General features: G+C 72.6%; 22 protein-coding genes. 6 read left to right on the top strand and 16 right to left on the bottom strand.

What is annotated here, in order from left to right:
• Positions 1-17 precede the first annotated feature (17 nt).
• The 4 genes from ACFVTC_RS38125 to ACFVTC_RS38110 form a co-directional block, all read right to left on the bottom strand.
• Positions 18-1,895: an IucA/IucC family protein gene (locus ACFVTC_RS38125; RefSeq protein ID WP_390133669.1), complete on the bottom strand. Its 1,878-nt coding sequence runs from the start codon at positions 1,893-1,895 to the stop codon at positions 18-20.
• A gap of 57 nt (positions 1,896-1,952) precedes the next feature.
• Positions 1,953-2,966: a GNAT family N-acetyltransferase gene (locus tag ACFVTC_RS38120; RefSeq protein WP_390133667.1), complete on the bottom strand. Its 1,014-nt coding sequence runs from the start codon at positions 2,964-2,966 to the stop codon at positions 1,953-1,955.
• A 39-nt stretch (positions 2,967-3,005) separates the two neighbouring features.
• Positions 3,006-5,252 (bottom strand): IucA/IucC family protein, encoded by a 2,247-nt coding sequence (locus ACFVTC_RS38115; RefSeq protein WP_390133665.1) that lies wholly within the window; start codon positions 5,250-5,252, stop codon positions 3,006-3,008.
• 194 nt (positions 5,253-5,446) lie between these two features.
• Positions 5,447-6,829 carry a diaminobutyrate--2-oxoglutarate transaminase family protein gene (locus ACFVTC_RS38110; RefSeq protein ID WP_390133721.1) on the bottom strand — a complete coding sequence of 461 codons (1,383 nt, stop codon included), beginning with the start codon at positions 6,827-6,829 and terminating at the stop codon, positions 5,447-5,449.
• A gap of 337 nt (positions 6,830-7,166) precedes the next feature.
• On the opposite strand from ACFVTC_RS38110, the gene ACFVTC_RS38105 reads away from it, so the two are divergent.
• On the top strand, positions 7,167-8,396 hold the full coding sequence (locus tag ACFVTC_RS38105) for a trypsin-like serine peptidase (protein WP_390133663.1): 1,230 nt from the start codon (positions 7,167-7,169) through the stop codon (positions 8,394-8,396).
• Between the two features lie 158 nt (positions 8,397-8,554).
• On the opposite strand, the gene hflX is transcribed toward ACFVTC_RS38105, so the two are convergent.
• The 6 genes from hflX to miaA all read right to left on the bottom strand — a co-directional run bounded on the left by hflX (position 8,555) and on the right by miaA (position 16,999).
• Positions 8,555-10,048: a GTPase HflX gene (hflX, locus tag ACFVTC_RS38100; protein WP_390133661.1), complete on the bottom strand. Its 1,494-nt coding sequence runs from the start codon at positions 10,046-10,048 to the stop codon at positions 8,555-8,557.
• A gap of 191 nt (positions 10,049-10,239) precedes the next feature.
• Positions 10,240-11,808, bottom strand: coding sequence for a M1 family metallopeptidase (locus ACFVTC_RS38095; RefSeq protein ID WP_390133659.1), 1,569 nt, complete (start codon positions 11,806-11,808; stop codon positions 10,240-10,242).
• 67 nt (positions 11,809-11,875) lie between these two features.
• The gene (locus tag ACFVTC_RS38090; protein WP_390133657.1) at positions 11,876-14,050 is read right to left on the bottom strand and encodes a RelA/SpoT family protein; all 2,175 of its coding nucleotides are present in this window, start codon (positions 14,048-14,050) and stop codon (positions 11,876-11,878) included.
• 404 nt (positions 14,051-14,454) lie between these two features.
• Entirely contained in the window at positions 14,455-15,324 is an 870-nt protein-coding gene (gene dapF, locus ACFVTC_RS38085; RefSeq protein ID WP_390133655.1) for a diaminopimelate epimerase, read from the bottom strand.
• A 61-nt stretch (positions 15,325-15,385) separates the two neighbouring features.
• Positions 15,386-15,952, bottom strand: coding sequence for a hypothetical protein (locus tag ACFVTC_RS38080; protein WP_390133719.1), 567 nt, complete (start codon positions 15,950-15,952; stop codon positions 15,386-15,388).
• Between the two features lie 108 nt (positions 15,953-16,060).
• The gene (gene miaA, locus ACFVTC_RS38075) at positions 16,061-16,999 is read right to left on the bottom strand and encodes a tRNA (adenosine(37)-N6)-dimethylallyltransferase MiaA (protein ID WP_390133654.1); all 939 of its coding nucleotides are present in this window, start codon (positions 16,997-16,999) and stop codon (positions 16,061-16,063) included.
• Between the two features lie 182 nt (positions 17,000-17,181).
• Here miaA and ACFVTC_RS38070 point away from each other — a divergent pair, with 182 nt between their 5' ends.
• Positions 17,182-17,565: a hypothetical protein gene (locus tag ACFVTC_RS38070; protein WP_390133652.1), complete on the top strand. Its 384-nt coding sequence runs from the start codon at positions 17,182-17,184 to the stop codon at positions 17,563-17,565.
• 24 nt (positions 17,566-17,589) lie between these two features.
• Complete coding sequence (locus tag ACFVTC_RS38065; protein WP_168530545.1) at positions 17,590-17,850, top strand: antitoxin; 261 nt, start codon at positions 17,590-17,592, stop codon at positions 17,848-17,850.
• An 88-nt stretch (positions 17,851-17,938) separates the two neighbouring features.
• Here ACFVTC_RS38065 and ACFVTC_RS38060 read toward each other — a convergent pair whose 3' ends face one another.
• The 3 genes from ACFVTC_RS38060 to ACFVTC_RS38050 all read right to left on the bottom strand — a co-directional run bounded on the left by ACFVTC_RS38060 (position 17,939) and on the right by ACFVTC_RS38050 (position 21,337).
• Positions 17,939-18,658 carry a class III extradiol dioxygenase subunit B-like domain-containing protein gene (locus ACFVTC_RS38060; RefSeq protein WP_390133649.1) on the bottom strand — a complete coding sequence of 240 codons (720 nt, stop codon included), beginning with the start codon at positions 18,656-18,658 and terminating at the stop codon, positions 17,939-17,941.
• Positions 18,659-18,693: 35 nt separating this feature from the next.
• On the bottom strand, positions 18,694-20,226 hold the full coding sequence (miaB, locus tag ACFVTC_RS38055) for a tRNA (N6-isopentenyl adenosine(37)-C2)-methylthiotransferase MiaB (RefSeq protein WP_390133647.1): 1,533 nt from the start codon (positions 20,224-20,226) through the stop codon (positions 18,694-18,696).
• Positions 20,227-20,377: 151 nt separating this feature from the next.
• Complete coding sequence (locus ACFVTC_RS38050) at positions 20,378-21,337, bottom strand: LysR family transcriptional regulator (protein ID WP_390133717.1); 960 nt, start codon at positions 21,335-21,337, stop codon at positions 20,378-20,380.
• A 44-nt stretch (positions 21,338-21,381) separates the two neighbouring features.
• On the opposite strand from ACFVTC_RS38050, the gene ACFVTC_RS38045 reads away from it, so the two are divergent.
• Together ACFVTC_RS38045 and ACFVTC_RS38040 are read left to right on the top strand one after the other, a co-directional pair.
• A complete protein-coding gene (locus tag ACFVTC_RS38045) occupies positions 21,382-22,341 on the top strand; it encodes a serine hydrolase (RefSeq protein WP_390133645.1) in 960 nt (319 codons plus the stop codon).
• An 83-nt stretch (positions 22,342-22,424) separates the two neighbouring features.
• The gene (locus ACFVTC_RS38040; RefSeq protein WP_390133643.1) at positions 22,425-23,459 is read left to right on the top strand and encodes an MBL fold metallo-hydrolase; all 1,035 of its coding nucleotides are present in this window, start codon (positions 22,425-22,427) and stop codon (positions 23,457-23,459) included.
• A 77-nt stretch (positions 23,460-23,536) separates the two neighbouring features.
• Here ACFVTC_RS38040 and ACFVTC_RS38035 read toward each other — a convergent pair whose 3' ends face one another.
• The 3 genes from ACFVTC_RS38035 to ACFVTC_RS38025 all read right to left on the bottom strand — a co-directional run bounded on the left by ACFVTC_RS38035 (position 23,537) and on the right by ACFVTC_RS38025 (position 25,770).
• Positions 23,537-23,965 (bottom strand): DUF6234 family protein, encoded by a 429-nt coding sequence (locus ACFVTC_RS38035; protein ID WP_390133641.1) that lies wholly within the window; start codon positions 23,963-23,965, stop codon positions 23,537-23,539.
• Positions 23,966-24,061: 96 nt separating this feature from the next.
• The gene (locus ACFVTC_RS38030) at positions 24,062-24,727 is read right to left on the bottom strand and encodes a response regulator (RefSeq protein ID WP_390133639.1); all 666 of its coding nucleotides are present in this window, start codon (positions 24,725-24,727) and stop codon (positions 24,062-24,064) included.
• Complete coding sequence (locus ACFVTC_RS38025) at positions 24,727-25,770, bottom strand: histidine kinase (RefSeq protein WP_390133638.1); 1,044 nt, start codon at positions 25,768-25,770, stop codon at positions 24,727-24,729. The genes ACFVTC_RS38030 and ACFVTC_RS38025 overlap by 1 nt, the downstream gene beginning before the upstream one ends.
• 269 nt (positions 25,771-26,039) lie before the next feature.
• Here ACFVTC_RS38025 and ACFVTC_RS38020 point away from each other — a divergent pair, with 269 nt between their 5' ends.
• Positions 26,040-26,525, top strand: coding sequence for a cation:proton antiporter regulatory subunit (locus ACFVTC_RS38020; protein ID WP_390133635.1), 486 nt, complete (start codon positions 26,040-26,042; stop codon positions 26,523-26,525).
• Positions 26,526-26,529 lie beyond the last annotated feature (4 nt).

Below are 26,529 nucleotides of genomic sequence, written 5' to 3'. Positions count from 1 at the left end.
GGGCGCGGGGCGGGTGATCACGACGCGTGAAGGGGGTTCGGCACGGTGCCGTGCACGGCGGCGTGCGGGCGCTCGGAGCGGTCGCGGTATCCGTCGAGATGCAGCCGGTTGCGGTTCAGGCACAGCCGCTGGATACGCGGAGTGAGCAGGTCGAACGTCTCGTGACGTTCCTTGAGCTCGGGGAAGCGGGTCTGGTGGCGGACGACCTCGGCGCGGACGAGTGACCAGAACTCGGCCTCCGGAACACCCAGTTGTTCCTCGCAGAGCGGCGCGAGATAGCGGAAGACCCCGACGAAGAGCCCCGAGTGGATGAACTGGGTCAGGAAGGCCGGCGGCTCGGACAGCAGCACCTCGCGCACCTCGTCCGGCATGGAGGAGTGTTCGGGCAGTGGATCCGCGCTCACGTTGATGTCGTCGACGAAGTCCTTCACGGCGAGTCGGACCGGTACGTCGTGGTTGTCGAAGACGACGATCGCGTTCTCCCCGTGCGGACTGAACACCGTGCCGTACCGGTAGAGGAAGTGCAGGAGCGGCGGCAGGAGCGCGGTGAAGAGGCGGCGCAGCCAGGCCCTGGGGGCGAGACCCGAGCGGGCGACCAGCTCCGCCGTGAAGGCGCGGCCCTGGGGGTCGGTGTGCAGGAGGGCGGCCAGGGTGCGGGCACGCTCGCCGGGTGCGAGGTGCCGTGAGACCGGCTCGCGCCAGATCGCGCCGAGCAGTTCCCGGTACTGGTAAGGCACTTCGGGGAGGCCGTCGTACACGGGGTGGTGGACGGTGACCGAGGCGACCTCGCCGAGCAGGATCACCCCGCAGGTGTCGCGCAGGAACGGGTCGGCGTCCCGCAGGGTCCGCATCCAGGCGGTGACGGCGGGGGCCGCGAGCGTGCGTTTCGTGGGGAGGCCCCGCCACACCAGCGTGTTGAGGACGGACAGCGGAAGCTTCACCGTGTGCCGGTCCGGGCGCGAGACGTTGAGGAAGGTGCGGATCGACTGCTGGGGCAGGCGCAGATCACCGTCGGAGGGCAGGGGCACGATCGCCCCCGCGGCGACGTGCCGCGCGAACAGCGGGAGCACGACGTCGTCCCACTGCCACGGGTGGACGGGCAGATAGAGGTACGACTCCGGTGCGAGCCCGCGGGTGCGGAGGACCTCGTCGAAGGCCCCGCGGGTGGCGGGGGCCAGTTCGCGTGCGTAGAGCTGTTCGGCGGTGTCGAGGCCGCCGACGCCTCGGTAGGTGGCCAGCGTCGTGTGCACCGCGATCCAGGGAAGGGGCGTGGCCCGGCGGGCCTCGGGGGCCCAGGCGGCGGCGTCCCGCGCGGAGAAGCCGAGGCGTCCCTTGTTGAGCACGATCCAGGGGTGGCCGGTCTGATGGCCCTCCAGCTCGGCGTACCCGAGGTCGGCTAATTCGGCGGCCGTACGGGCGTCACGGTCGAGGCGCACGTCCGCGGCGAGTGTCGTGCTGAGCTCGCGCAGGGCGTGGCCCAGCGTCGCGCCGTCCAGTTCCAGCGTGCCGCGGGCCCGGGTGAGGAAGCCGAGCGGGTCGGTGAACGGACACGGTTCCTTCCCCTCTTCGGTGAGGGTGAGCGAGGCGGGGTCGACACGCCAGCTGTCGTACGAGAGGCGGCGGGCGCGGAAGGAGAGGCTGTCGCCGGCGTCGAGCCGGAGGGTGTAGGGGCGAAGGGCGCCGGCGTGGGGAGCGTCGGGGTGCGGGGAGTCGCGATGCGCCGATGGACGTGGGTGACCCTGTTCCGGCCGGACGATCTCCTCGTGCGCGAACTCCCCGATCATCTTCGCGAGCAGTCGACGGCCGGCCTGCTCCCAGCGGTCCTCGCGCAGCTCGGGCGGGTCGTACAGGGCGGACAGTCCTTCGGAGGCCGGGCTTGCGGACGGATTCGGCACGGGGACTCCTCGACGGGGAACCGGGACGGGACGAGTGGAGTACGGAGAGTGACGGATCTACATCAGGTCGCGCAGGGCCCGGTCGCGCATCATGAGTGCCGCCTTCTTGCCGGGCAGTTCGACCTCGGCGGAGAACCGGAAGCCCCCGCTCAGGAAGGCGGAGACGGAGGGGATGTTGCGCAGATCGGGTTCGGCCACGACCCGTGCGCAGGCGGGACGCCGGTCCAGTACGAGATCGGCGACGGCTCTGAGCAGGGCCGAGCCGAGACCGTGCCCGCGGTGGGCGACTCCGCCGATGAGCAGATGGACTCCCGTGTCGTGCGGGCGGGCGGGGTAATGGCGGGCGAGTGGGTCGAGGTCCGCGCGGTAGATCTCCCAGTAGCTCATGGGGGTGTCTTCCAGCAGGCCGATGCAGGGCACGCTGCGTCCGTCGCCGGCGAGCTGTCGGTTCAGATGCTCCTCGGTCACCGACTCGGGGCCCGCGAGCTCCCAGAAGGCCGAGACGGCGGGGTCGTTCATCCATCGGGTGACGAGTGGGAGATCGCGTTCGACTCGTACCGGAACCAGCTGGAAGGTGCCCACGGGGGTGCTGGTCGGACCCCAGTCGCCGATGCCGCCGAGCAGGTCCTCACGGGCTGGACCGACGGAAGCGGAGTGGGCCGCGCCCGCGGCGCGGTGGTCTCCGGCGTCGCCCGCACGGTCCCCGCCGGGCCGGCTTCCGCCGACCGCTGGTGCCCCGGACGCGCGGGAGTGGGCGTGGGCCTCCCCGGATCGGCCGTCTCCCCGGGATTCCCCGGCTGAACCGGCTGAACCGACCGGGCCGACCGGGCCGACCGACTCGGCCGAGTGAGCCGGTCCTGCCGACGCGACCGACCCCGCCGAGCTGATCGGCTCGACCGGCCCGCCGCGCTCGACCGGCGCGGGTGTGCCGCCGAACAGGGCGATCAGCTCGTCGGGCAGGCGCAGGTCGAGAGTGTCCTCGCAGTCCGTGCCCGGCCCGGGGTACGGGTCCGCGCCGGGATCGGTGTCGGGGGCGGTACCGGCGTCGGCGCTCGCATCGGTGGGAGGCACGGCGACGCTCCTCTCAGGAGACGGGGTGGGTCAAGTCCTTCAGGAACGAAGGGGGTTGGTGACGGTGACGTAGACGGACTGGGTGTCGACCGGGCCGACGAGTTCGTCGAGGCCGTGCAGCCGGGTGAGCAGGTTGGCCTTGCAGCGCAGAACGGCCGAGTCGAGCAGGAGGGACGGCAGCGGCGTGTCGAGGCGCCCCGGGCCCGCCGCCGCCTCGGTGAGGAAGCGGCGGAACGCGGCGAGCAACAGGCGCTCCTCGGCGAGGTGTTGGGAGCCGAACGCGCCGATGAGGCCGAACACGTTGTTGATGGCGAGGTAGTAGGCGAAGCGTTCGTCGGTGACCTCGTCGCAGACGAAGGTGTCGCTGCGCACACCGATGCCGGGCAGCCGGGCGTCGAGCTCCGCGCGTCGTGACGCGCGGAAGTAGTAGCCCTGGTTGTCGCGGTAGCGGCCGCCGACGGGCCATCCCTCGCGGTCGAGCACGACCAGGGTGTTCTGCTGGTGGGCCTCCAGCGCGATTCCGACTTCGCCGTCCAGCCAGAGCACGGGGCGGACGACGTGTTCCAGGTAGCGCAGGAACCACTCGGTGGCGACGGCTCCACGGGACCGGCCGGCGCGGCCGGCCAGCCGGGTGACGATCTCGGCGAGCCGGGACCGCATGACGGGCCTCGGCTCGGCGTCGGCCCGTGCGCCGGGCTGGGGGTACGGCCGGGGCGAGACGAGCCCGGCGACGCAGCCGACGTCGTCCGTGGGGCCGAAGGGGTTGTGCCGGATCATCACGTCGAGGCCGGTCAGGGGAGTGCCGTCGGGGGCGTTGACGGCGAGCCAGGCCGGGTCGCGGACGATGTCGAAGCCCGGGTGGGCGGCCTGCCACTGCTTGGACAGGCCGCCGCGCAGCAGCCGGTGGACCTCGACACCGCGGTGGAGTTCCTTACGGAGGTTCTCCCGGCGGGAGTTGGTGATCCGCAGGCCCAGCGACAGCTTCAGCATCGCGGGGGCGCCGGGGCGGTAGAGGGTTCGGACGGAGGACGTGGGGTGCCAGGGGGAGCCGTACGGGCCGAGATCCTGGAGCAGCCCCGCGTCGAGCAGGGCCGCGGTCCCGGGGCGGTGCCGGACCTCGCCCATCTGCCAGGGGTGCAGCGGCAGGGCGGCGTACCCGTCGGGCAGCGGCAGGCCGGCCCCGGCCAGCCGGACGGCGAGCTGCTGTGCGCTGACGGGGCGTCCCCGCTCCGTCCACGCCGAGTCGGACGCCAGCAGCGAGGGGGCGACCGCCATCCAGTGCAACGGGAACGAACCGCGCAACTCGGGTGAGTACAGCGGCATCTCGGCCTCGGAGAGTTCCTCCCGGCTCTTCGGGGTGGGGTGCAGGGGGTGGCCCAGCAGGAGCGCCTGCTCGGCCGCGAGAAAGAGGTCGGAGGTGTCGGCGGGCCGCTCTCTGCGGTCGCTGAGGAACGCCACGGTCCGGCGTACGGAGTCGGCGACCCGTCCGACCAGGTCGGATCCGTCACCGACGGGGTGGTGGGCGGGAGCGGGATCCGTGACGCACGGGAGCGCGGAATCCGTACCGCGCGCGATGCCGGCGTCGATGCCGGTGTCGATGCCGGTGCCGGTGCCGGTGCCGGTGCCGGTGCGGGCACCGCCGCCCATGTCGGTGCGGGCACCGCCGCCCATGTCGGACGTGGGCGCGGACGCCATGCCCGACGTGGGCGCGGACGCCATGCCCGACGTGGGCGCGGACGCCATGCCCGACGTGGGCGCGGAAGTCGTGGCGGACGCCGGCGCACGGTCCGTTCCGGACGTCGGCGCCGCATCGTCTGCCGGTGCCCCGCCGATGGTGGACGCCGTCCCGGTGCCCGGCGCCGACTGGCGCGCGAGGAGTGCCGCCACCGTGACCGCGTCGGCGGGCGGTGCTCCCTCGGGGGCGTCGGCGAGATACGGGAGCCCGAAACGGTGCCAGCCCGTCGGGGACCAGTAGTGGACCGGGACCAGCAGGGCCGTTCCGCTGGCCGGGAGGGGGATGCGCAGCGTGCCGTCCACGGGCGCGGCGAGGTCGTTCTCCCGTACCCAGCAGCGCAGCAGGTTCTCCACCGCCGCCGCCTGGGCCGCGGTGTGCGCGACGGGGTGCTCCAGCGGGTCGGTGGTGGCGCCGCGCAGCCGCTCGGCCCGCCGGGCCCCTCCCATCTGCCGGGGGACCGATTCGGCATTCGCGGCGAGCGGGGTGTGCGGGCCACGCCCCGCTCGCTCGGGGGTGACGAAACGGCCGTCGGGTGCGGGGGTGGCGTTCAAGAGAGATCCTCGTGGGGTCGTTCGGACTCGTGCGGCGACGGGTCGGGGCGGTACCTGGGGGCGTGGGCTCTTCGCCTTTTACGGCTGCCGGGGGCGGTGGCCGCGGACGTCGTCGGGCCGGGGCCGGGCGGTGTGCGGGGCGGCGACGAGCCCGCCGGGACGGGGCCGGACCGGGGACCGGTCGGCGCGCCCCCTCAGCCCGATCCCCCTCGCGCCACCGCGCCCACGGCGTCCGCGAGCCGGTCGAGTACCGCGGCCGCCTGTTCGTCGGTGATCGTCAGGGGTGGCAGAAGCCGCACGACGCTGGCGTGCCGGCCGCCCAGTTCGACGATCAGGCCGCGGCGCAGGCACGCGCGCTGCACGGCGGCGGCGAGTTCCGGCGCGGCGGGCCGGGGTCCGTCGGCTGCGGGGTCCGACGGCGCCTCGGGCCGCACCAGCTCGACACCGATCATGAGCCCGCGGCCCCGTACGTCGCCGATGCAGGAGAACTCCCCGGCGAGGCGGCGGAGTTCGGCGATCATGCGGGTGCCCAGGGTCGCGGCGCGCTCCGCCAGTCGGTTCTCGCGTACGTACGCGAGGGTCGCCGTGCCCGCGGCCATGGCGAGTTGGTTGCCGCGGAATGTGCCCGCGTGGGCGCCCGGCTGCCAGACGTCGAGGTCGTCGCGGTAGACGATGACGGCCAGCGGCAGGCTGCCGCCGATGGCCTTGGACAGGACCATCACGTCCGGGGTGATCCCGCTGTGCTCCACCGCCCAGAAGGTGCCGGTCCGACCGACTCCCGTCTGGACCTCGTCCGCGATCAGCGGGATGGACCGGGCCGCCGTGATCTCGCGCATCCGCCGCATCCAGGCGTCCGGCGCGGGAATCACCCCGCCCTCGCCCTGGACGGGTTCGAGGATCATCCCGGCGGGGTGGGGCACGCCCGACTTGGTGTCGTCGAGCACGGACTCGGTCCAGCGCGCGGCGAGTTCGGCGCCACGCTCGCCGCCGATGCCGAAGGGGCAGCGGTAGTCCTGGGGGTAGGGCAGGCGGCCGACCCTGACCTCGCTCGCGCCGCCGGACGCCTCGAGCGCCCCCGCGGTCATCCCGTGGTAGGCGCCGGTGAACGCGAGTATTCCGGTGCGTCCGGTGGCCGCGCGCACCAGTTTGAACGCGGCCTCGACGGCGTCGGTCCCGGCCGGTCCGCAGAACTGCACCCGCGCGCGTGCGGCGAACTCCGGTGGCAGGGTGCGGAACAGCTCGGTGGTGAAGGCGTCCTTGACGGGTGTGGCGAGGTCGAGGACGTGCAACGGCGCCCCGGAGTCGAGGACTTTCCTGATCGCCTCCAGGACGACCGGGTGGTTGTGGCCGAGGGCCAGCGTCCCCGCCCCGGAGAGACAGTCGAGGTAACGGCGCCCGTCCGCACCCTCGATGGTCAGCCCGCGTGCCCGTACGGGAACGATCGGCAGGGCGCGCGCATAGGTGCGCGCCGCCGATTCGCGCGCCGACTGGCGCCGCAGAATCCCCTCGTGCGCCGCGTGCGCCCCCTCGGAGACGCCCGGCGAACCCTCCCGCGTCTCTTCGGGCTCGCGCCCCACCGGCACCACCGCAGACTCGGTCACCGCCACGACTTCAGGTCCTCCCGCTGTGCAGACGCGAGTTGGCGGGGGGTTCTGAACGCACGGTGCAGGCCCCCCGTACGTATCAACGACGTGACCGGCGTGGGGAAGCGGGTGCGGCGAAGATCCTTGCCGTGACGGAACCGTTGCCGTTCCGTGGGATGTCCCCTACAGCGAGCGCATAGTGTGTGGTGCCGTTCAGCGATATCGAACGATCGCCGGTTCCGGCCGGCCGGTCGACGCCCGCGGTCCCGTGCCAGGTGTTCCGGACCGGCGGATCCTGACAAGTTCTCTTACGTCCAGGGGGAGTTACACCATGCCATCCATACGCCCGCCCTTCACCGCCCGTCGCGGCGGGAGCGCGCGCCGCACGACCTCCCCCGTCCTGGCCGCGGTCGGCCTGGCCGCGGCGCTGACGCTGACCGCCACCGCCTGCGACTCGGGCAGCAGTACGGCGGGCGACCGGCCCAGCACGCCGGCGTCGCAGAACGGCGACGACAAGATCAAGATCCCGGACGACATCAAGAACAAGCTCAAAGAGCACGGGATCGACATCGACAAGTGGAAGAACGGCGCCTGGAAGAACTGGAACAGGGACGACTGGCTGCGCGAGGCCAACGACTTCGTCAACCCCATCATCAAGGGGCTGTGGAACCCGGACCGGATGCGCGGCGCCGACGACCCGGACAAGAACAAGGGCGTCGACGAGAACGACCTCTCCGGTGACCAGGGCGTCACCGATCCGACCCCCGATCCGGTGGCGGCGAAGGCCGTGAGCCCCGCCTACCACGACAGCGTGCCCGAGGCGGGGAAGGTGTTCTTCGACTCCCCCGAGGGCACCATGGTCTGCTCGGCGACCGTGGTCGAGGACCCGGCGCACCCGGGCAAGTCGAACCTCGTGTGGACCGCCGGCCACTGCGTGCACGCCGGCAAGAAGGGCGGCTGGTACCGCAACATCGCCTTCGTGCCCTCGTACAACAGCGCCGGCAAGTCGTCCGCCGAGCTGCAGAACGCCGACCGGACGGAGGTCGCTCCGTACGGTGTCTGGTGGAGCGACTGGGCGCAGACCTCGGACCAGTGGATCGAAGGGGGCGGCCCCACGGGCGGTCAGGGCGCGCCGTACGACTACGCCGTGCTGCACGTGACGCCCGAGAAGGGCGGCGACGGCAAGTCCCTCGAGGAGACGGTCGGCGCCGCGCTCTCGGTGGACTTCAACGCCCCGGCCGTACCGAAGGTCTCGAGCATCACGGCGACGGGCTACCCGGCGGCGGCGCCGTTCGACGGCCAGAAGCTGTACCAGTGCACGGACAGGCCCGGCCGGCTCTCGGTCGCCCAGGCCGATCCGACGATGTACCGCATCGGCTGCACCATGACCGGCGGCTCCTCGGGCGGCGGCTGGGTGGCCGCCGGCCCGGACGGCAAGCCCGCGCTGGTCTCCAACACCTCGATCGGCCCGGTCAGCGCGGGCTGGCTGGCCGGCCCGCACCTGGGCGATGTGGCCAAGGGTGTGTACGACTCGGTGAGCAAGAAGTTCGCGGGACGGTAGGGCGACGGGCGTGAGCGGGACGTACGGCGGCCGGTAGGCGCTGCCGGGACCGGTGCCCGCGGCGCCACACGTACGAAGGCCCGCCCCCTGCGCGAGGGGGCGGGCCTTCGTACGTGCACGGGACCGGGGTGCCCGGAACCCGGGCGCACCGGGTGGAGCTAGAACGCCGGCGCCGGAACGTACGGCGCGAGGTCCGCCGCCAGTTCCTCGTGGACCCGCACCTTGAGCAGCGTGCCCTCCGGGGTGTGCTCCTCGGAGATCACCTCGCCCTCGGAGTGGGCACGCGCGACCAGCCTGCCGTGTGTGTACGGCACGAGCGCCTCGATCTCGACCGAGGGGCGGGGCAGCTCGTTGTCGATCAGCGCGAGCAGCTCGTCGATGTTCAGGCCGGTGCGGGCCGAGACCGCGATGGAGCGCGTCTCGTTCCGCATCAGGCGCTGGAGGACCAGCGGGTCGGCCGCGTCCGCCTTGTTGATCACGACGATCTCGGGGACGCCGGTGGCGCCGACGTCACGGATGACCTCGCGCACGGCGGCCAGCTGCTCCTCCGGCGCCGGGTGCGATCCGTCGACCACGTGCAGGATCAGGTCGGAGTCGCCGACCTCCTCCATCGTGGAACGGAACGCCTCGACCAGGTGGTGCGGCAGGTGCCGTACGAAGCCGACGGTGTCCGCGAGGGTGTAGATCCGCCCGCTGGGCGTCTCGGCACGGCGCACGGTCGGGTCCAGGGTGGCGAACAGCTCGTTCTGGACCAGGACGCCCGCGCCGGTCAGGCGGTTGAGCAGGGAGGACTTGCCGGCGTTGGTGTAACCGGCGATGGCGACCGAGGGCACCTTGTTCCTGCGCCGCTCCTGGCGCTTGATCTCGCGGCCGGTCTTCATGTCCGCGATCTCCCGGCGCATCTTCGCCATCTTCTCGCGGATACGGCGCCGGTCCGTCTCGATCTTGGTCTCACCGGGACCACGGGTGGCGAGGCCGCCGCCCTTGCCGCCGCCCATCTGACGGGACAGCGACTGACCCCAGCCGCGCAGTCTCGGCAGCATGTACTGCATCTGCGCGAGCGCGACCTGCGCCTTGCCCTCACGGGACTTGGCGTGCTGGGCGAAGATGTCGAGGATCAGGGCCGTACGGTCGATGACCTTGACCTTGACGACGTCCTCGAGGTGGATCAGCTGGCCGGGGCTCAGCTCACCGTCGCAGATCACGGTGTCGGCGCCGGTCTCCAGGACGATGTCCCGCAGCTCGTTGGCCTTGCCGGATCCGATGTACGTGGCCGCGTCGGGCTTGTCGCGGCGCTGGACGACACCGTCGAGCACGAGCGCGCCCGCGGTCTCCGCCAGGGCGGCCAGCTCGGCGAGCGAGTTGTCCGCGTCCTGGATGGTTCCCGAGGTCCAGACACCGACGAGGACGACGCGCTCCAGGCGGAGCTGTCGGTACTCGACCTCGGTGACGTCCTCGAGTTCGGTGGAGAGGCCGGCGACACGGCGCAGGGCCGCGCGCTCGGAGCGGTCGAACTGGTCGCCGTCCCGTTCTCCGTCGATCTCGTGGCTCCAGGCGACGTCCTCTTCCATCAGGGCATCGGCCCGAAGACCTTCGGGGTAGTTCTGCGCGAGGCTCTGCGCGTCCTGGGAAGGGGAAGAAGAGGAGGTCATTGGATCCTTACGTCGATGGGTGCTCCGGTGCGTCACTGGCGACACCGGGTCGGCGACGGACAGCGCCCGTCTGTGGGAACAACGTCCGGCGCGACCGGGAGATTCCCCGATTCCACCGGGCCGACCCTCCGCGGGGGCCGCGCCGCCGACCTGGAGATGGTCGCACGGCACGGCCCGTCTCGTCATGCGAGTTACCGGGCGCCCTTGGGGGCCTTCGGGGCGTCACTCCTCCAGTCCGGGTGACCGGGCATCGGGGGTGTCCTCTTTCCGTACAGCCACGCCTGGAAGAAGCCGCTCAGGTCGCGGTTGCCGATGCTGGAGGCGAGCCGCACGAAGTCCGCGGTCGAGGCCGTGCCGTCCCGGTGGACGGCGACCCAGGCCCGCTCCAGGCGTTCGAAGGCGGACTGTCCGATCTCCTGGCGCAACGCGTACAGGGCGAGCGCGGCGCCGTCGTAGACGTTCGGCCGGAAGATGCTGATCTTCTGGCCCGGCCTGGGCCCCTTCGGTGCCGCGGGCGGGCCGCCGGCGGCACGCCAGGCGTCTGACGCGCGGTAGGCCGCCTTCATCCGGGTCTCCATGGGCTTCTTGCCCTTCTCCTGCGCGTACAGGGCCTCGTACCAGGTGGCATGCCCTTCGTTGAGCCACAGGTCCGACCAGTCACGCGGAGTGACACTGTCGCCGAACCACTGGTGCGACAGCTCGTGCACCATGATCGACTCGACGTACCACTTGGGGTAGGCGGGCTGGGTGAAGAGCTCCCGCTCGAAGAGGGAGAGCGTCTGTGTCTCGAGTTCGAAGCCGGTCTGCGCCTGGGCCATCAGCAGGCCGTACGTCTCGAAGGGGTACCGGCCGACCTTGCGCTCCATCCAGGCGATCTGGCCGGGAGTCTTCCTGAGCCACGGTTCGAGCCGCTCGCGGTCCTTGGTGGGGACGACGTCGCGCACCGGCAGTCCGTGCGGGCCGGTGCGGTGCAGGACCGTGGAGCGGCCGATGGAGACCTGGGTCAGCTCGGTGGCCATGGGGTGCTGGGTGCGGTACGTCCACGTGGTGGCCCCGGGGGCGCGGACCACCCCGGTGGGCAGACCGTTGGCCACGGCCGTGTATCCCTCGGGCGCGGTGACGTGGATGGTGAACATCGCCTTGTCGGAGGGGTGATCGTTGCACGGGAAGACGAGATGGCCGGCGTCGGCCTGGTTGGCCATGGCGAGCCCGTCCTTGGTCCGCACCCAGCCGCCGTCCTGGTTGCCGCGGACCGCCGGGTCGCTGTGGTGGCGCACGGTGATCCGCATCCAGCCGCCGGCGGGCACCGGTCGTGCGGGGGTCACCACCAGATCCTCCCCGGCGTTCGTGAACGCCGCGGGTTCCCCGTTGACCTCGACCGATCCCACCGTGCCGTGCGCGTAGTCGAGGTTGACGCGCTCGAGGCGGCGCGACGTCACGGCGTCGATCGTCGTGACGGCCGCCAGCGGTTCGGTGTTCTTGCCGGTGTAGTCGAAGGAGAGGTCGTACGACGTGACGTCGTACCCGGGATTGCCCAGGTGCGGGAAGAGCCGGTCGCCGATGCCCAGGGGCGTCACCGGGGACGGGGCACTCGCGGCGACCAGGCAGACGGAGACGGCGGAGGCGAGCAGTGCCGCCCGGACGCGGCGGCTCCGGGAGCCGGGGGGCGTGGCGCCGGGTGCGGTGGGGGCGGGTGTCGTCGTGCCCGGGGCGCCGGACGTGCTGGGGTGGTCGGTCCTGGGGCGGGGGGTGAGCAGCATGGACCACCGCTACCAGCGGTCGTCGCCGTCGCGGTGGCGACGCGCTCCGGGCCCACCCGAACGTGTGCTACTGCGCGGCGGCCGCCGCGTGTTGCGCCCTGCTCACGTCGTACACGCCCGGCACGTTCCGCATCGCCCGCATCAGCCTGGGGAGGCGGGCCGCGTCCGGGAGTTGGAGCGTGTAGGTGTGGCGTACGCGCTGCTGGCTGGGGGGTTCGACGGTCGCGGAGACGATCGCGGCGCCCTCCAGGGCGATGGCTTCGGTGAGGTCGGCGAGGAGATGGGGGCGCCCGAAGGACTCGGCGACCAGCGTGACACGGCACTCGGTGGTGTCGCCCCAGCTCACTTCGACCTCCGCGCGTCCCGCGCCCTTCATCCGCGCCACCCCGGCGCACTCGACGCGGTGCACGGTCACCACTCCCCCGCGTACGGCGAATCCGGTCACGCGGTCGGGCGGTACGGGGGTGCAACAGCCCGCGAGGCGTACGGAGGCGCCCGGCTGCTCGACGACGGCGTTCGCGGCGGGGCGGGCCGCGGGTGCCTCGGCGGCCGGTCTGGGCGCCGCGGCGGGCTCTTCGGGCGGCGCTTTGTCGGGGGGCGAGGGGTGCGCGGCCAGCCAGCGCTGGATGGCGATCCGGGCGGCGGGCGTGTGGGCGTGCTCCAGCCACTCCCTGGAGGGTTCCGAGGCCGGGTCCTGCCCCATGAGGAGCTGCACGGTGTCGCCGTCCTTGAGCACCGTGCTCAGCGTCGCGAGCCGCCCGTTGACCCGGGCGCCGATACAGGCGTGCGCGTCCTCGCCGTACTGCGCGTAGGCGGCGTCCACACAGCTGGCGCCCTCGGGCAGGCCCAACGAGCCGCCGTCGGCGCGGAAGACGGTGATCTCGCGGTCCTGGGCGAGGTCCTCGCGCAGGGTGGACCAGAAGGTGTCCGGGTCGGGGGCGCCCTGCTGCCAGTCGAGGAGCCGGGAGAGCCAGCCGGGGCGGGTGGGGTCGACCCGCTCGCCGTCCGCCGCCCGCTCGCCGTCGCCGTCCGTCTGCTCCTCCGCGGGAGCGGTGTAGGGGTTGCCGAGGGCGATGACGCCGGCCTCGGCGACCTTGTGCATCTGGTGCGTGCGGATGAGGACTTCGGCCACCTGGCCGTCGCCGCTCGCCACGGCCGTGTGCAGCGACTGGTACAGGTTGAACTTGGGGACCGCGATGAAGTCCTTGAACTCCGACACCACCGGCGTGAGACAGGTGTGCAGTTCACCGAGGACGCCGTAGCAGTCGGCGTCCTCGTTCACGAGCACCAGGATTCGCCCGAAGTCCGCGCCGCGCATGGGCCCGCGCTTGCGCGACACGCGGTGCACGGAGACGAAGTGCCTTGGCCGGATGAGGACTTCGGCCTGGATCCCGGCTTCGCGCAGGACACCGCGCACCTCTTCGGCGATCGCCGCGAGCGGGTCGCCGGCACGCGACGCGTTGTCGACGATCAACTCCCTGGTGTGCTCGTACTCCTCGGGGTGCAGGATCGCGAAGACGAGGTCCTCGAGCTCGGTCTTCAGCGCCTGGACACCGAGGCGTTCGGCGAGCGGGATCAGGACGTCCCTGGTCACCTTGGCGATCCGGGCCTGTTTCTCGGGGCGCATCACACCGAGGGTCCGCATGTTGTGCAGCCGGTCGGCGAGTTTGATCGACATCACGCGGACGTCGTTGCCGGTCGCGACGAGCATCTTGCGGAAGGTCTCGGGTTCGGCGGCGGCTCCGTAGTCGACCTTCTCCAACTTGGTGACGCCGTCCACGAGATAGCAGACCTCGTCACCGAACTCCGCACGCACCTGATCGAGCGTCACTTCCGTGTCCTCGACGGTGTCGTGGAGCAGGGACGCGGTCAACGTCGTGGTCTCCGCGCCGAGTTCGGCGAGGATCAGGGTCACCGCGAGCGGGTGGGTGATGTACGGCTCTCCGCTCTTGCGCATCTGGCCCCGGTGCGAGGACTCCGCCAGCACGTACGCCCGGCGCAGCGGTTCCATGTCCGCGTCGGCGTGGTGGGCGCGGTGGGCCTCGGCGACGTGGCCGATCGCGTCGGGCAGCCGGTCACGAGCGGTGGGGCCGAGCAGCGCGGCCCGGCCGAGGCGGCGCAGGTCGATCCGCGGGCGGCCCTTCCTGCGCGCCGCCGATCCCCCCTGCTCCAGCGGAACCGCGCGCTGGGGGGAGGGCGTTGCAGGGCCTGGCGTCGCGGGATTCGTCGCCTCCGCACTCATGGGCACCTCCGGCTGCGTAGACCGGCGGACGGGGTGCCCATGGCGTACTCGGCTCAGGGGTTGGTGTCGATCCCCCGTCCGGGCCGGTGCTTGATGCTACCGAGCCCACCACGCCCGGCTGACCACCTCTCGCCGAGCGTGAAACGGATCACCCATTCGAGCGAAGGTTCAGGGGTTTGCGGTTTCGAGGTTCCGGGAGGGGCCGGGCGACGCGACACCGCGTCGGACCAGGGGTCACGGCAGCGCGTCGGACCAGGGGTCACGGCAGTGGACCGCGCGGAGTTGTGCGACACCTCGTCGGACCAGACGCGGGCGCGTCCCGTGGGCGCGTCCCGTGGGCGCGTCCCGCGGGCGCGTCCCGCGGGCGTGCGGCAGCTCGCGCGACGAGGTGACGAGGCGTTCGGTCAGAGCCGGACGGCGGCCAGCCACTCCGCGTCGATCTCGCCCTCGGCCACGATCACCGCGGGGCCGGTCATCTCGATCCCGCCGTCCGGAAGCTCGGTGATCACCAGGCGTCCGCCGGGCACGTCGACGGTGTACGTCGCCGGAGTCCCGGTGACGGCCGGGTCGGCGCCGTCGCGGCGGGCCGCGGCGACGGCCACCGCGCAGGCGCCCGTGCCGCACGAACGCGTCTCGCCGGAGCCGCGCTCGTGGACGCGCAGGGCGACATGGCGCGGGCCCCGGTCGACCACGAACTCGACGTTCACCCCGTCCGGGTAGGCCGACGCGGGCGTGACGGGCGGCGGTGTGAACAGGTTGCCCGCCTGGCCGAGGTCCTCGACGAACGCGACGGCGTGCGGGTTGCCCATGTTCACGTTCCGCGCGGGCCAGCTGTGCTCGCCGACGCTCACGGTGACGTCCCCCGCGGGCAGGACCGCCTTGCCCATGCCGACGGTGACGTCCCCGTTCTTGGCGAGGTGCACGCGCTTCACGCCCGCGCGCGTGGCCACCGTGATGTCCCCCTCGGCCACATGTCCGGCCCGCTGGAGGTAGTGCGCGAACACACGCACTCCGTTGCCGCACATCTCCGCGACCGAGCCGTCGCCGTTGCGGTAGTCCATGAACCACTCCGCCTCGGCCGCCATCTCCGCGGCCTCGGGGTGCGCGGCGGACCGTACGACGTGCAGCAGACCGTCGCCGCCGATGCCCGCGCGGCGGTCGCACAGGGCGGCCACGGCGGCCGGGGGCAGGTCGACGGCGTTCTCCGGGTCGGGGACGATCACGAAGTCGTTCTCGGTCCCGTGGCCCTTGAGGAAGGCGATCCGCGTGCTCATTCCTCGATCGTACGGGGTCGGTCCGGCGCTCCGTCCGCGCCGGGTACCCGCCCCCGGCGGATCAGCGCAGCCGGGCCACGCGTCCCACGGCGAGCACCGCCACCGCGGCGACCACCACGACGTACGCGAGCACGACGCGCCAGTCCAGGCGGCGGCCGGAGCCGCGCGCGGGGAAACCAGGCAGGGTGTAGCCCACGCGGCGGCCGGCCATCATGCCCCAGCCGGCGGCGCACAGACAGATCAGCAGGCCGAGCATGGCGACCACGGCACCGCCGTCGCCGAATTCGAAGGCCAGCGGGAACGCGAACATCAGCGAGCCCGTCGCGGCCAGGACGACGATCGGCGCGAGCTGCCAGATACGCAGCAGGCGCTGCGGACGCAGTTCGACCTCGACCTCGGGTCCCGGGGACATCTCGTCCGGCCCCGGCCCGTCGGCGGTGACACCGCCCGGAGGTTCCTCGGGTCCGTCGGAGATCAGCGGATCGCCGTCGGAGAGCGGCCGCTCGTCGTGGCCCACCGGGTCCCCGTCGAGGCTCAGCAGGTCCCCGTCGAGGCCCCGCGGTCGCTGCTGCTCCTGCGCGGTGTCCTGCTCCGCGTCCTGTGCGGTGTTGCGAGGGCCGGCCTCCATCGCCACGCGCCCTCCCAACTCGGACTCCACATTGTCGATCGAAGCTCGATGATGGCACGGCGCCGGAGGCCCCGATGGCGGCCGGAGCGTCCCGATGCCATGACGTGATCAGGCTGTGACCGGTCGTTCGACCAACGCCAGCGCGAGTTGTGGAAGTTCCGTGAGGTCCGCCGCGGCACCGCTGAGCCAGTGCACCCGGGGATCGCGCCGGAACCATGAATCCTGACGTCGTGCGAAGCGCTTGGTGGCGCGTACGGTCTCGGCGCGCGCCTCGGCGTCGGTGCACTCCCCGGCGAGCGCCGCGAGCACCTGCTGGTACCCGAGCGCGCGCGACGCCGTGCGCCCCTCGCGCAGGCCCCGCGCCTCCAGCTCCCGCACCTCGTCGACGAGGCCGGCCTCCCACATCCGGTCGACGCGGCGGGCGATCCGCTCGTCCAGCTCGGGCCGCGTGACGTCGACACCGATCTGGACGGTGTCGTACACCGAGTCGTGGCCGGGGAGATTGGCGGTGAAGGGCTTGCCGGTGATCTCGATGACCTCCAGCGCGCGCACGATGCGGCGGCCGTTGCTGGGCAGGATCGCCTGGGCGGCCTCGGGGTCGGCAACGGCCAGTCGCGCGTGCAGCGCGCCCGAGCCGCGCAGCCCGAGCTCCTCCTCCAGGCGCGCACGCACCTCGGGGTCGGTGCCGGGGAATTCCATCTTGTCGACGGCGCCGCGCACATACAGCCCGGAGCCGCCGACCAGGACCGGCCAGCGGCCCTCGGCGAGCAGGGCGTCGATTCGGGCGCGGGCGAGCCGCTGGTACTCGGCGACGCTGGCCGTGACGGTCACGTCCCAGATGTCCAGCAGGTGGTGGGGAATCCCGGCCCGCTCCTCGGACGTCAGCTTGGCGGTGCCGATGTCCATCCCTCGGTACAACTGCATGGAGTCGGCGTTGACGACCTCGCCTCCGAGACGGCGGGCGAGAAAAACGCCCAGGTCGGACTTTCCTGCCGCGGTCGGTCCGACGACGGCGATGACTCGGGGGGCGGGGGGTGCGCTGCTCACCGCCCCAGTCTCGCAAACCCGGGGGCCCTCCTCCGACGAGCCGCGTGACGCCACAGGTTCGGGGTCGTTGCCTGTTGCGAGGTTCCGGCCGCCGGTTTTCGAGGACCGGCGCCCCGGGCGGCGCAATGGGACGCACCGGGTGACGCGGAATTTCGTCCTCACGAGTAACGTATGGAGTGGATATGGGCGTTTTTGCACGACTTCTCAGGAGGTCGAGGACTGCGGAGGAGGCGTCGACCGCCGAGGTGCCGGCCGGCACCCGGACGGCCGAATCCGATGCCGGGACCGACGCCGACGTCACGACGACCGACGCCGAGGTCACGACGACCGACGCCGACGTCACGGCCGGTGCCGAGCCCCCGGCGGACGCCGACGGCGTGGCGGAGCCGGTGACGGAGGAGGCCGCGGGATCGCCCGAGGGCGAGAACACGGTCGAGTGCGGCCGCAAGGCCGAGGCGGCTCACGTGGCGACGGGGGCCACGGCTTCGGAGGACGTCGAGATCCCTCAGCAGCAGACCGCCGAGAAGGCCGCCGACAACGGGGCCGGCGAGGGCGCCCGTAAGTAACTGTCCCGCGAGGGAAGGTGGACCATGAGTCTCCTGGACAATCTGAAAGCCAAGCTCGCACCTGCCAAGGACAAGGTCTCGGACCTCGCGCAGCAGCACGGGGACAAGGTCACCCACGGTCTCGACAAGGCCGCCAGGGTGGTCGACGAGAAGACCAAGGGCAAGTACAGCGACAAGATCCAGACGGGCACGGGCAAGGCGAAGGGCGCCATGGACCGGCTGGCGCACAAGGACGGCGGCACCATGCCTCCGCCGGACGCACCACCACCGCCCCCCACGTTCTGAACGGCACACATCGGCGGACGGCCGCGGAGCGCCCAGGGCTCCCGGCCGTCCGCCGTGTCCGCGGGCGGGCGGCCGTTCCGGTGCGGCGCTACGACCAGGCCGCCACCATGTACCCCACCCCGTAGGGCGCGTCCTCGTACAGCAGGGCGCCGCCCAGCTCCGCGTCCTCGGCCGCGCCCGCGAGGACCTGCCAGGGGGCGCGTCCGGAGGCTTTCAGCTCGCGGGCGAGCCCTGCGTCCAGCGTCCGCAGGGCGGCGACGTCCGCCGTCCCCAGCGCTCGGGCGACCTCCGCGTCGAAGCCGGCAGCGCGCTCGTCGAGGTAACCGGGCGCCTTCAGCGTCCGGCACGCGCTGCCGTCGCCCATCACCAGGAGGGCCACCCGCGCCGCCCGTCCCGCGGCCTCCGCTCCGGCACTCCGGCACCGCTCGGCCGTGAACGTCTCCGCCACCGCGAGACCGGCGACCGGGGCGTCGGACCAGTCCGTGCGCTCCAGCAGCCAGGCGGCGACGGCGAGCGAGGGCGGAAGCGCGCGCTGCGCGGACGCCGGCGCCGTGCCGCCCCGCCCGAGACGGACGCCGAGGTCCACGCCGAACCCGTGGAACGAGCCCGGTGTCCCCTCGGGGTACGTCCCGTGCTGGTCGTCCTCGGCGGGGCCGACGACGAACAGCACGTCGGGCCGGGAGGCCGCGAGCACGCCGAGCGCGTCCGCGCACGCGTCTCGCGCGGCGGCCAGCTCGGGCGCCGCCCCGGCGGCGATCCCGGGCACGAGCAGCGGCGGACAGGGGCAGGCTGCGGCGGCTACAAGCATGATCGGCAGCGTAGCCCTTCGCCGCGCGAGCGGGGTCAGTCGCAGCCGCAGCCGCTGCCGCTGCCGGTCACGACGGGCAGCGGCTGCGGAGCGCCGATCTTCGGCAGACCCAGCATCACGCCGGCCGGCTTCGCCGCCTGAGCCGCGTTGCGCTTCTCCCAGGCGTCCCCCGCCCGCGTGCGGCGCACGGCGAGGACGGCGCCCTCGGCGAGCAGATGGTGCGGGGCCGCGTAGGTGATCTCGACGGTGACGACGTCACCGGGGCGTACATCCTGGTCGGGCTTGGTGAAGTGGACCAGGCGGTTGTCGGGGGCGCGGCCGGAGAGGCGGTGGGTGGCGCCGTCCTTGCGGCCCTCGCCCTCGGAGACCATCAGCTCCAGGACCCGGCCGACCTGCCTCTTGTTCTCGTCCCAGGAGATCTCCTCCTGGAGGGCGACGAGACGCTCGTAGCGCGCCTGGACGACCTCCTTGGGGATCTGCCCCTCCATGGTGGCCGCCGGGGTGCCGGGGCGCTTGGAGTACTGGAAGGTGAAGGCCGCCGAGAAGCGGGCCTCGCGGACCGCGTGCAGGGTCTGCTCGAAGTCCTCCTCCGTCTCACCGGGGAAGCCCACGATGATGTCGGTGGTGATCGCCGCGTCCGGGATGGCGGACCGGACCTTCTCGATGATGCCCAGGTAGCGGTCCTGGCGGTACGAGCGGCGCATCGCCTTCAGGACGGTGTCCGAACCGGACTGCATCGGCATGTGCAGCTGCGGCATCACGTTCGGCGTCTCCGCCATGGCCGCGATCACGTCGTCGGTGAAGTCGCGGGGGTGCGGGGAGGTGAACCTGACCCTCTCCAGGCCCTCGATCCGCCCGCAGGCGCGCAGCAGCTTGCTGAAGGCCTCCCGGTCGCCGATGTCACTGCCGTACGCGTTGACGTTCTGTCCGAGCAGCGTGATCTCGGAGACGCCCTCGCCGACCAGTGCCTCGATCTCGGCGAGGATGTCGCCCGTCCTGCGGTCCTTCTCCTTGCCGCGCAGCGCGGGGACGATACAGAACGTGCAGGTGTTGTTGCAGCCGACGGAGATCGACACCCAGGCCGCGTACGCGCTCTCGCGGCGGGTCGGCAGCGTCGAGGGGAACGCCTCGAGCGACTCGGCGATCTCGACCTGCGCCTCTTCCTGCACGCGGGCGCGCTCCAGCAGGACGGGCAGCTTGCCGATGTTGTGCGTGCCGAAGACGACGTCCACCCAGGGGGCCTTCTTCACGATGGTGTCGCGGTCCTTCTGCGCCAGACATCCGCCGACCGCGATCTGCATCCCGGGACGCTTCGTCTTCATCGGGGCGAGGCGGCCGAGGTTGCCGTACAGCCGGTTGTCGGCGTTCTCGCGCACGGCGCAGGTGTTGAAGACGACGACGTCGGCGTCGCCGTCGGACCCCTCGGGCGCCCGTACGTAGCCCGCGCCTTCGAGGAGCCCGGAGAGCCGTTCGGAGTCGTGGACGTTCATCTGGCACCCGTAGGTGCGCACCTCGTAGGTCTTCGAATCCTGAACGTCCACCGCGTGGCTCCGGTCGCTGCTGCTCATGCGACAAGGGTAGGCGGTGCCGGGAGTACGTCGTCCCGGCACCGGAGTCTCCGGCTCGGGCCGGCGCCAGGCGGTGGCGCGGGGACATGCGCGGGCCTGTCCCCGCCCCGTCGGCCGCGGCACACCACCGGCCACGGAGGGGCCCGCCCCGCTAGCCGTACACGACCGTCCAGGGGCGGGGCCCTCCCGCGGTGGGGCCCGCACCCTCGGTGCGGTTCGGGGCCGCCGCGCGGTCGCCGGCCAGCACCTCGGCGGCGAGTTCCGCGAAGGTCCGGGCGGCCGGGTGGGCGGTACGTCCGGCGGGCCACGCGCCGCTCAGCCGCTGGACGAGGGGGCGCCCCGCCAGGGGCCGCCAGGCGACACGGGGCTCCTTACGGGCCACCGGCCCCTGGTCGAAGGCGACGCCGCGCCCGGCCGTCACCAGGCCGAACAGGAACTCGGAACTGGAGGCGTGCCGTACCCGGCCCGGCACGAAGCCCGCGGCGCGGCAGACGTCGAGGACCTCGTCGTACCGGCCCGGGGCGTGGGCTCGCGGGAAGAGCACCAGGTCGTGGCCGGACAGTTCACCGAGCGCGACCTCCGGCCGCCGGGCCAGCGGCGAGGTGCGGGGCAGGACGACACCGAGGTCCACCGAGACCTCCGGACCGAGCAGCAGGCCGGTGGTGTCGGCGGGACGGTGCACCAGTCCGACGTCGAGTCCGCCGGAGGCGAGCAACGTCACCTGTTCCCCGGTGGTGACCTCCCGCAGGTCGACGGAGAGCCCCGGGGCACGCTCGGCGCAGGCGGCGAGCAGCGCGGTCAGCACGGCGGCCGCGGTGTCGGGGGGCACGCCCGCGCGCAGGGTGCCCAGGCCGCCGTCCCCCGCACGCCGGGCCAGCATCCGCAACCGGTCCTCGCGGGCGAGGAGTTCACGGGCCTCGTCCCACAACAACACCCCGGCGGCGGTCAGTCCGATCCGGCGGTGCGACCGGTCGAACAGCTCGGCGCCGAGCTCCCTCTCCAGTCGCCGCACCGCCTGACTGAGCGGCGGCTGAGCCATGCCCAGCCTGTCGGCGGCCCGGCTGAAGTGCAGTTCCTCGGCTACGGTGACGAACAGACGCAGGTGGCGCAAGAGATCCACGACCATGGACCTTACGCGAGGAGGCGGGCCGGCCGATGGCCGAGGAACAGATCCGCGCGGTTTTCGCGGAGGCGGGCGCCGAGGGCCTCCTGCACGCGGTCCCCATCGGCGCCGGACGGGCGGATCCCACCGGTGTCGCGCGGGCGGACCCCGGCGTGCCCGGGACGGCCGTCCGCGTGGAGCCGCGCGGGTGCGAGGTGGCCGTCGGTGCCGACGAACCCGTCGTGCTCGCCTCGGTGTTCAAGGTGCTGCTGGTCCTGGAGTTCGCCCGGCAGGTGGCGGCCGGGCAGCTCGATCCCCGGGAGCGGGTACGGGTGACGGCGGCCGACAGGCTCGGTGGCTGGGGCACGGCGGGCTGCGCGGACGACGTCGAACTGTCGCTGCGCGACCTGGCGTTCTTCGCGATGTCGGTCAGCGACAACTCGGCGGCCGATCTGCTGCTCGACCGGGTCGGGCTGGACACCGTACGGCTGCTCGCCAAGGAACTGGGGCTCGACCGGACCCGCGTCGTGGGCGGACCGAGGGACGTCCTCGAGTCGATGCTCGCCGAGGTGGGGGCACGCGACGCAACCGAGTTCGCCGCCCGTTACCCGGCCCTGCCGGAGGACCGCAAGCGGCGGATGGCGGTCCTGGACCCCCTTCGGACCAACTCCGGCACACCCCGCGAGACCACCGAACTGCTGCGTCTCATCTGGCGCGACGAGGCGGGTCCACCGGAAGTCTGCGCCCAGGTACGCGACTTGATGAGCCGTCAATTGTTCCGGCACCGGCTCGTGTCGGGGTTTCCCGGCGGCACGGTGGTCGCGGCGAAGACAGGGACCCTTCCGGGGCTGCACACGGAGGCGGGAGTCGTCCGGTATCCCGACGGCGGGTGCTACGCCGTCGCCGTCTTCGCCCGCACCCGCGAACTCGCAGCCACCGGGCCGGAGGTGGACGCGGCGATCGGCGCCGCGGCCAGGATCGCCGTCGACTTCCTGCGGAGCGCGGGGCTGTGACCAGGTCTCATATGCGTCCGCGTATCAGCAGGGCATGGTACTGATCTTGGACGGGGGTGGCCGGCCCCTGATCTCCTGACGCCATGCGCGACAACGACAACCCCCAGGGTTCCCCCCTGCTCGGCCGCCGCACGGTGCTGCGAGGCGCCGCGCTCGGCACGGCCGCCCCGCTCCTGTCCGCCGCAGCCGCCGAGGCGGCCACTCCCCCGGTAACGCCCACGCCCGAATCGTCACCATCACCGTCACCGTCACCGGGGGCGGCGTCGGGGGCGACCTCCCTACGCTGGTTCGGCACCTCCGGCTGGCGCATCGACGTCGACGGCCGGACCGTGCTCTTCGACCCGTACCTCACCCGCTTCAGGACCGGCCTGTTCGACGGCGCCTTCGACGCCGGCACGGAACTGCGCACCGATCCCGACCTGGTGCGGGAACACGTGGGACATCCGGAACTCGTCCTGGTCAGCCACGCCCACTGGGACCACCTCGCCGATGTGCCGCACATCGCCGAAACCACCGGCGCCCGTGTCGTCGGCACCGAGACGACGTACCACCTGCTGGTCGCGTCCGGCGTCGACCCGGGGCAGATCTCCGTGGTGAAGGGCGGCGAGGTGCTGGACTTCGGCGGCGGACTCACCGTCGAGGTCGTGGCGAGTCTGCACAGCCGCAACAAGAAGTACTCCTACTTCGCCCCGGGCACCCTGAACGCGCCGCCGGCGACACCTCCGAGGACCATCTCGGACCTGCCGGAGGGCGACACGCTCGCCTTCCTGGTGACGGCCGGGAGCGGCGGTCCGTCGGCGTTCCTGATGGGCGCCAGTGACTTCAGCGAACGAGCGGTGCGGGGGCTGCGCCCCGATCTCGCCATGGTCGCGGTGCCGGCCGGCACCGCGACCCACGACTACGTGCCCAGGCTGCTGCGGGCCCTGGACCGGCCCGGGGTCGTGGTGCCCGTGCACTGGGACAACTTCGAGGAGCCCCTGACCGCTCCCCCGCGCCGCGACCCGTCGATGGACCTGGACGCGTTCGTGGCCAAGGTGCGCCAGGCGTCCCCGGACAGCCGGATCGTCGTCCCGGACTACCGCACGGTGTACGGGGGCGACATGCGGCCGGTCGACTGACCGAAGGCGACCAAGGCTTCACCTCAGTCAGGAACCGAGCCACTCGCTCCCGTCAGGAACCGAGCCACTCGCTGTTGTCAGGAACCTAGGCACTCACTGTTGTCGCCGCCGGACCGGCACTGCGACTGCGGGCCACTGGAGCTCGGGCTCGGTGCGGGCGGACGGCCGCCGCCACCGTGTCCGGCGGTCAGGCCGGTCACCGCACCGAGCACGAGCGCGAGGCCGACGAACGTCTGTACGCAGGTGGTGCCGATCGCCCCGCCCCGGTGGGCCAGGAGCGCGGAGGCCAGCACGAGCGCGCCGACGACCGAGACGTGCACGACCGGTTCGACGACGCTGACGGCCTCCCGGTCGGCGCCCGTGTCGAAGAACGCGTACCCGGCCGCGTTCAGACCGGTCACGAGCGCGACGACCGCGGCGACGACGTCCACGACGAGCAGGGTGACGGCCAGCGCGACATCGGCGAACGGACTCAGCCGCCGGGCGGACTCCGGGGAAGACGTCATACGACAAGCGTCGCGCCCCGGGGCGTCCGGGTCCTGAGCGAAAATACCCAGCCCGGTTCTGAGTACGCGGCGCCCGAGCAGGAGGCGGCCGCCGGATCACGGCTCGATGAGCCCCGCGCGGATCGCGTACCGGGTGAGCTCCAGTCGGTCGCGCATACCGAGCTTCTGCAGGAGGTTCGCACGGTGGCTCTCCACGGTCTTGGCGCTGATGAAGAGCAGCTCGCCGATCTCCTTCGTCGTGTGCCCCTCGGCGACCAGCTTCAGCACCTCCTCCTCCCGGTCGGTGACGGCCCGCGCGGGCAGTCCCTCGCCGCGGCGCAGACGTTCGAGGTAGGTGCGTACGATCGCGGTCTCGGCGCCCGGATAGATGAACGGCTCGTCGCGCATCGCCGCCCGGCACGCCTCGACCAGGTCCCGGTCGGCGACGGACTTCAGGACGTAACCGCAGGCGCCGGCCTTGAGCGCCTCGAAGAAGTACTGCTCGTTGTCGTACATCGTCAGGATGAGGATGCGCAGGTCGGGCAGGCGCCGGGACAGTTCGCGAGCCGCCTGCAGGCCGGTCATGCGCGGCATGGCGACGTCGAGGACGGCGAGATCCACCTCCGTCTCGCGGGCCAGGGCGACGGCCTCGGCACCGTCTCCGGCCTCCGCCACCACCCTCAGATCGGGTTCACCGTCGAGGATGAGCCGCACACCGCGGCGCACGAGTGTGTGGTCGTCGGCGAGCAGGACGCGCGTGGGCCTCCCGGCGGGCGCGGACATCATCGGTCTCCCTCGGAAGCGGTGCCGGACGCGGTGCCGGACGCGGTGTCGGACGCGGTGTCGACGGCGGTGGCGGCGCCCGGCCGTGGCTGCGGCTGCGGCTGCCCGCCGTTCGCCGTGACGCGCAGCCGTACGTCGGTGCCCCGCCCGGGTGCCGGGCCCAGCGAGAACGCGGCGCCGACCAGCAGCGCCCGCTCGCGCATCCCGGTGATGCCCGCTCCCTCCCGCGCCCGGCCCGGTCCCCTGCCGTTGTCCCGTACGAGGAGTTCGACGCCGTCCGTGACGCGCCGCAGCCGGAGTTCCGCGCGGTCGGCGCCCGCGTGCCGGACCGTGTTGGTCAGCCCCTCCTGCGCCACCCGGTAGACCACGAGTTCGGCCTCGTCGTTGAGCGGAGGCAGATCGGCGTCGAGGTGGTGGACCACCGACAGCCCGTGGGTGGTGAACTCGCCCGCGAGGGAGCGCAGCGCGCTGTGCAGTCCGAGCTCCTCCAGCACCCCCGGGCGCAGCCGCCGGGCGATGCGGCGGATCTCGTCCAGGCTGCCGCGGGTGGCCTCCTGCGCCTGGCTCACCTCCTCCCTCAGCTCCCCAGGCACCCGGTCGGCGACCCGCTTGAGCTGGAGCAGGACGGCGGTCAGGGTCTGGCCGACCTCGTCGTGGAGCTCCTGGGAGACGCGCCGGCGTTCGCCCTCCTGCGCGGACAGCGCGCGGGCCGAACTGGTGGCGCGCTCGGTCTCCAGCCGGTCGAGCATGGTGTTGTACGTGGTGATCAGCTCGGCCACCTCGGCCGGGCCCGTGACGGGCGCCCTGGTTCCGGGATGGGTGAGGTCGGCGGTGGCCATGGCCCGCCCCAGCCGTTGCAGCGGGACGAGGCCGATCCGCAGGACGACCGCGTTGAGGACGAGCATCAGCGCCAGTCCCAGCACCACGACGAGTGCCTCGCCGGGAAGCACCGGCGTCGAGACGGTGACCGGTCCCAGCAACAGCGCGGTCGCCACGGTCAGGCCCGCGGCATTGAGCAGGAAGATCCGCCGGAACAGCGACACGTTCCTCTGTCCGTCCCTTCCGGTCGGCTTCCTCCCGGCTGTATTCGCCCGCCCCGCGGCGGACACCCCGCCCTTCCCGACCCGCGGCCGCGCCACCGCTCCCAACAGCCTCGCAACAGCCGGGCGGCCCTGTCCATCCGTGCCAGCACCCATGTCGCAACGGTACGGCGAGATGGCAGCATGACCGTTTTGGGTGGGCTTTTTCGCGGGCCGCATCGTGCCGACGCGCAACAAGCAACAAGAACCGAGCAACGAACAAGGGGAGAATCATGTCGGCTCCACGCCTGCGGGCGACGCCACTGCCGGGTATCGGGGTGCAGTACGACCTCGTGACCCGTGAACAGCGCCACCTGTCCGTGGTGGCGCACCGCGACGGCGCCCGCACCGTCAGCGTGTACCAGACCGACGACCCCGACTCCTGCGCTCAGTCACTGCGGCTGTCGAGCGGCGAGGCCGCCTCGCTGATCAACGCCCTGAAGCCCTCCCCTCACAGCCCGAGCCTGCTGTACACCACCGACCTCGGGCTGATCGCCGAGCGCATCGAGATCGCCGCGACGGCCCGGTGGAACGGGCGGGTGCTCGGTGAGACCCGGATACGGACCGAGACCGGCGCCTCGGTCGTGGCGGTGCTGCGGCGAGCCGAGGCGATCCCCTCCCCCACCCCGGACTTCCGGCTGGCGGGCGGGGACACCCTGATCGTCGTCGGGACCCGTGAGGGTGTCGACGGCGCCGCGACGATACTCGGACGGGAGTGAGCGC

It is taken from the genome of Streptomyces sp. NPDC057950 (assembly GCF_042887295.1).
Lineage (GTDB): Bacteria > Actinomycetota > Actinomycetes > Streptomycetales > Streptomycetaceae > Streptomyces > Streptomyces kaempferi.
Note: the sequence above shows the minus strand (reverse complement) of the source record. Positions and strands in the feature narration are given on the sequence as shown.

Excerpts from the sequence above, each read along its gene's own strand:
- ACFVTC_RS38065 (WP_168530545.1), top strand. The coding sequence starts at position 17,590 with ATGAGTCTCCTGGACAATCTGAAAGCCAAGCTCGCACCTGCCAAGGAC.
- ACFVTC_RS38070 (WP_390133652.1), top strand. The coding sequence starts at position 17,182 with ATGGGCGTTTTTGCACGACTTCTCAGGAGGTCGAGGACTGCGGAGGAG.
- hflX (WP_390133661.1), bottom strand. The coding sequence starts at position 10,048 with ATGACCTCCTCTTCTTCCCCTTCCCAGGACGCGCAGAGCCTCGCGCAG.
- ACFVTC_RS38095 (WP_390133659.1), bottom strand. The coding sequence starts at position 11,808 with ATGCTGCTCACCCCCCGCCCCAGGACCGACCACCCCAGCACGTCCGGC.
- ACFVTC_RS38080 (WP_390133719.1), bottom strand. The coding sequence starts at position 15,952 with ATGGAGGCCGGCCCTCGCAACACCGCACAGGACGCGGAGCAGGACACC.
- ACFVTC_RS38030 (WP_390133639.1), bottom strand. The coding sequence starts at position 24,727 with ATGTCCGCGCCCGCCGGGAGGCCCACGCGCGTCCTGCTCGCCGACGAC.
- ACFVTC_RS38040 (WP_390133643.1), top strand. The coding sequence starts at position 22,425 with ATGCGCGACAACGACAACCCCCAGGGTTCCCCCCTGCTCGGCCGCCGC.
- ACFVTC_RS38045 (WP_390133645.1), top strand. The coding sequence starts at position 21,382 with ATGGCCGAGGAACAGATCCGCGCGGTTTTCGCGGAGGCGGGCGCCGAG.
- ACFVTC_RS38090 (WP_390133657.1), bottom strand. The coding sequence starts at position 14,050 with ATGAGTGCGGAGGCGACGAATCCCGCGACGCCAGGCCCTGCAACGCCC.
- miaB (WP_390133647.1), bottom strand. The coding sequence starts at position 20,226 with ATGAGCAGCAGCGACCGGAGCCACGCGGTGGACGTTCAGGATTCGAAG.
- ACFVTC_RS38105 (WP_390133663.1), top strand. The coding sequence starts at position 7,167 with ATGCCATCCATACGCCCGCCCTTCACCGCCCGTCGCGGCGGGAGCGCG.
- ACFVTC_RS38020 (WP_390133635.1), top strand. The coding sequence starts at position 26,040 with ATGTCGGCTCCACGCCTGCGGGCGACGCCACTGCCGGGTATCGGGGTG.
- ACFVTC_RS38035 (WP_390133641.1), bottom strand. The coding sequence starts at position 23,965 with ATGACGTCTTCCCCGGAGTCCGCCCGGCGGCTGAGTCCGTTCGCCGAT.
- dapF (WP_390133655.1), bottom strand. The coding sequence starts at position 15,324 with ATGAGCACGCGGATCGCCTTCCTCAAGGGCCACGGGACCGAGAACGAC.
- ACFVTC_RS38060 (WP_390133649.1), bottom strand. The coding sequence starts at position 18,658 with ATGCTTGTAGCCGCCGCAGCCTGCCCCTGTCCGCCGCTGCTCGTGCCC.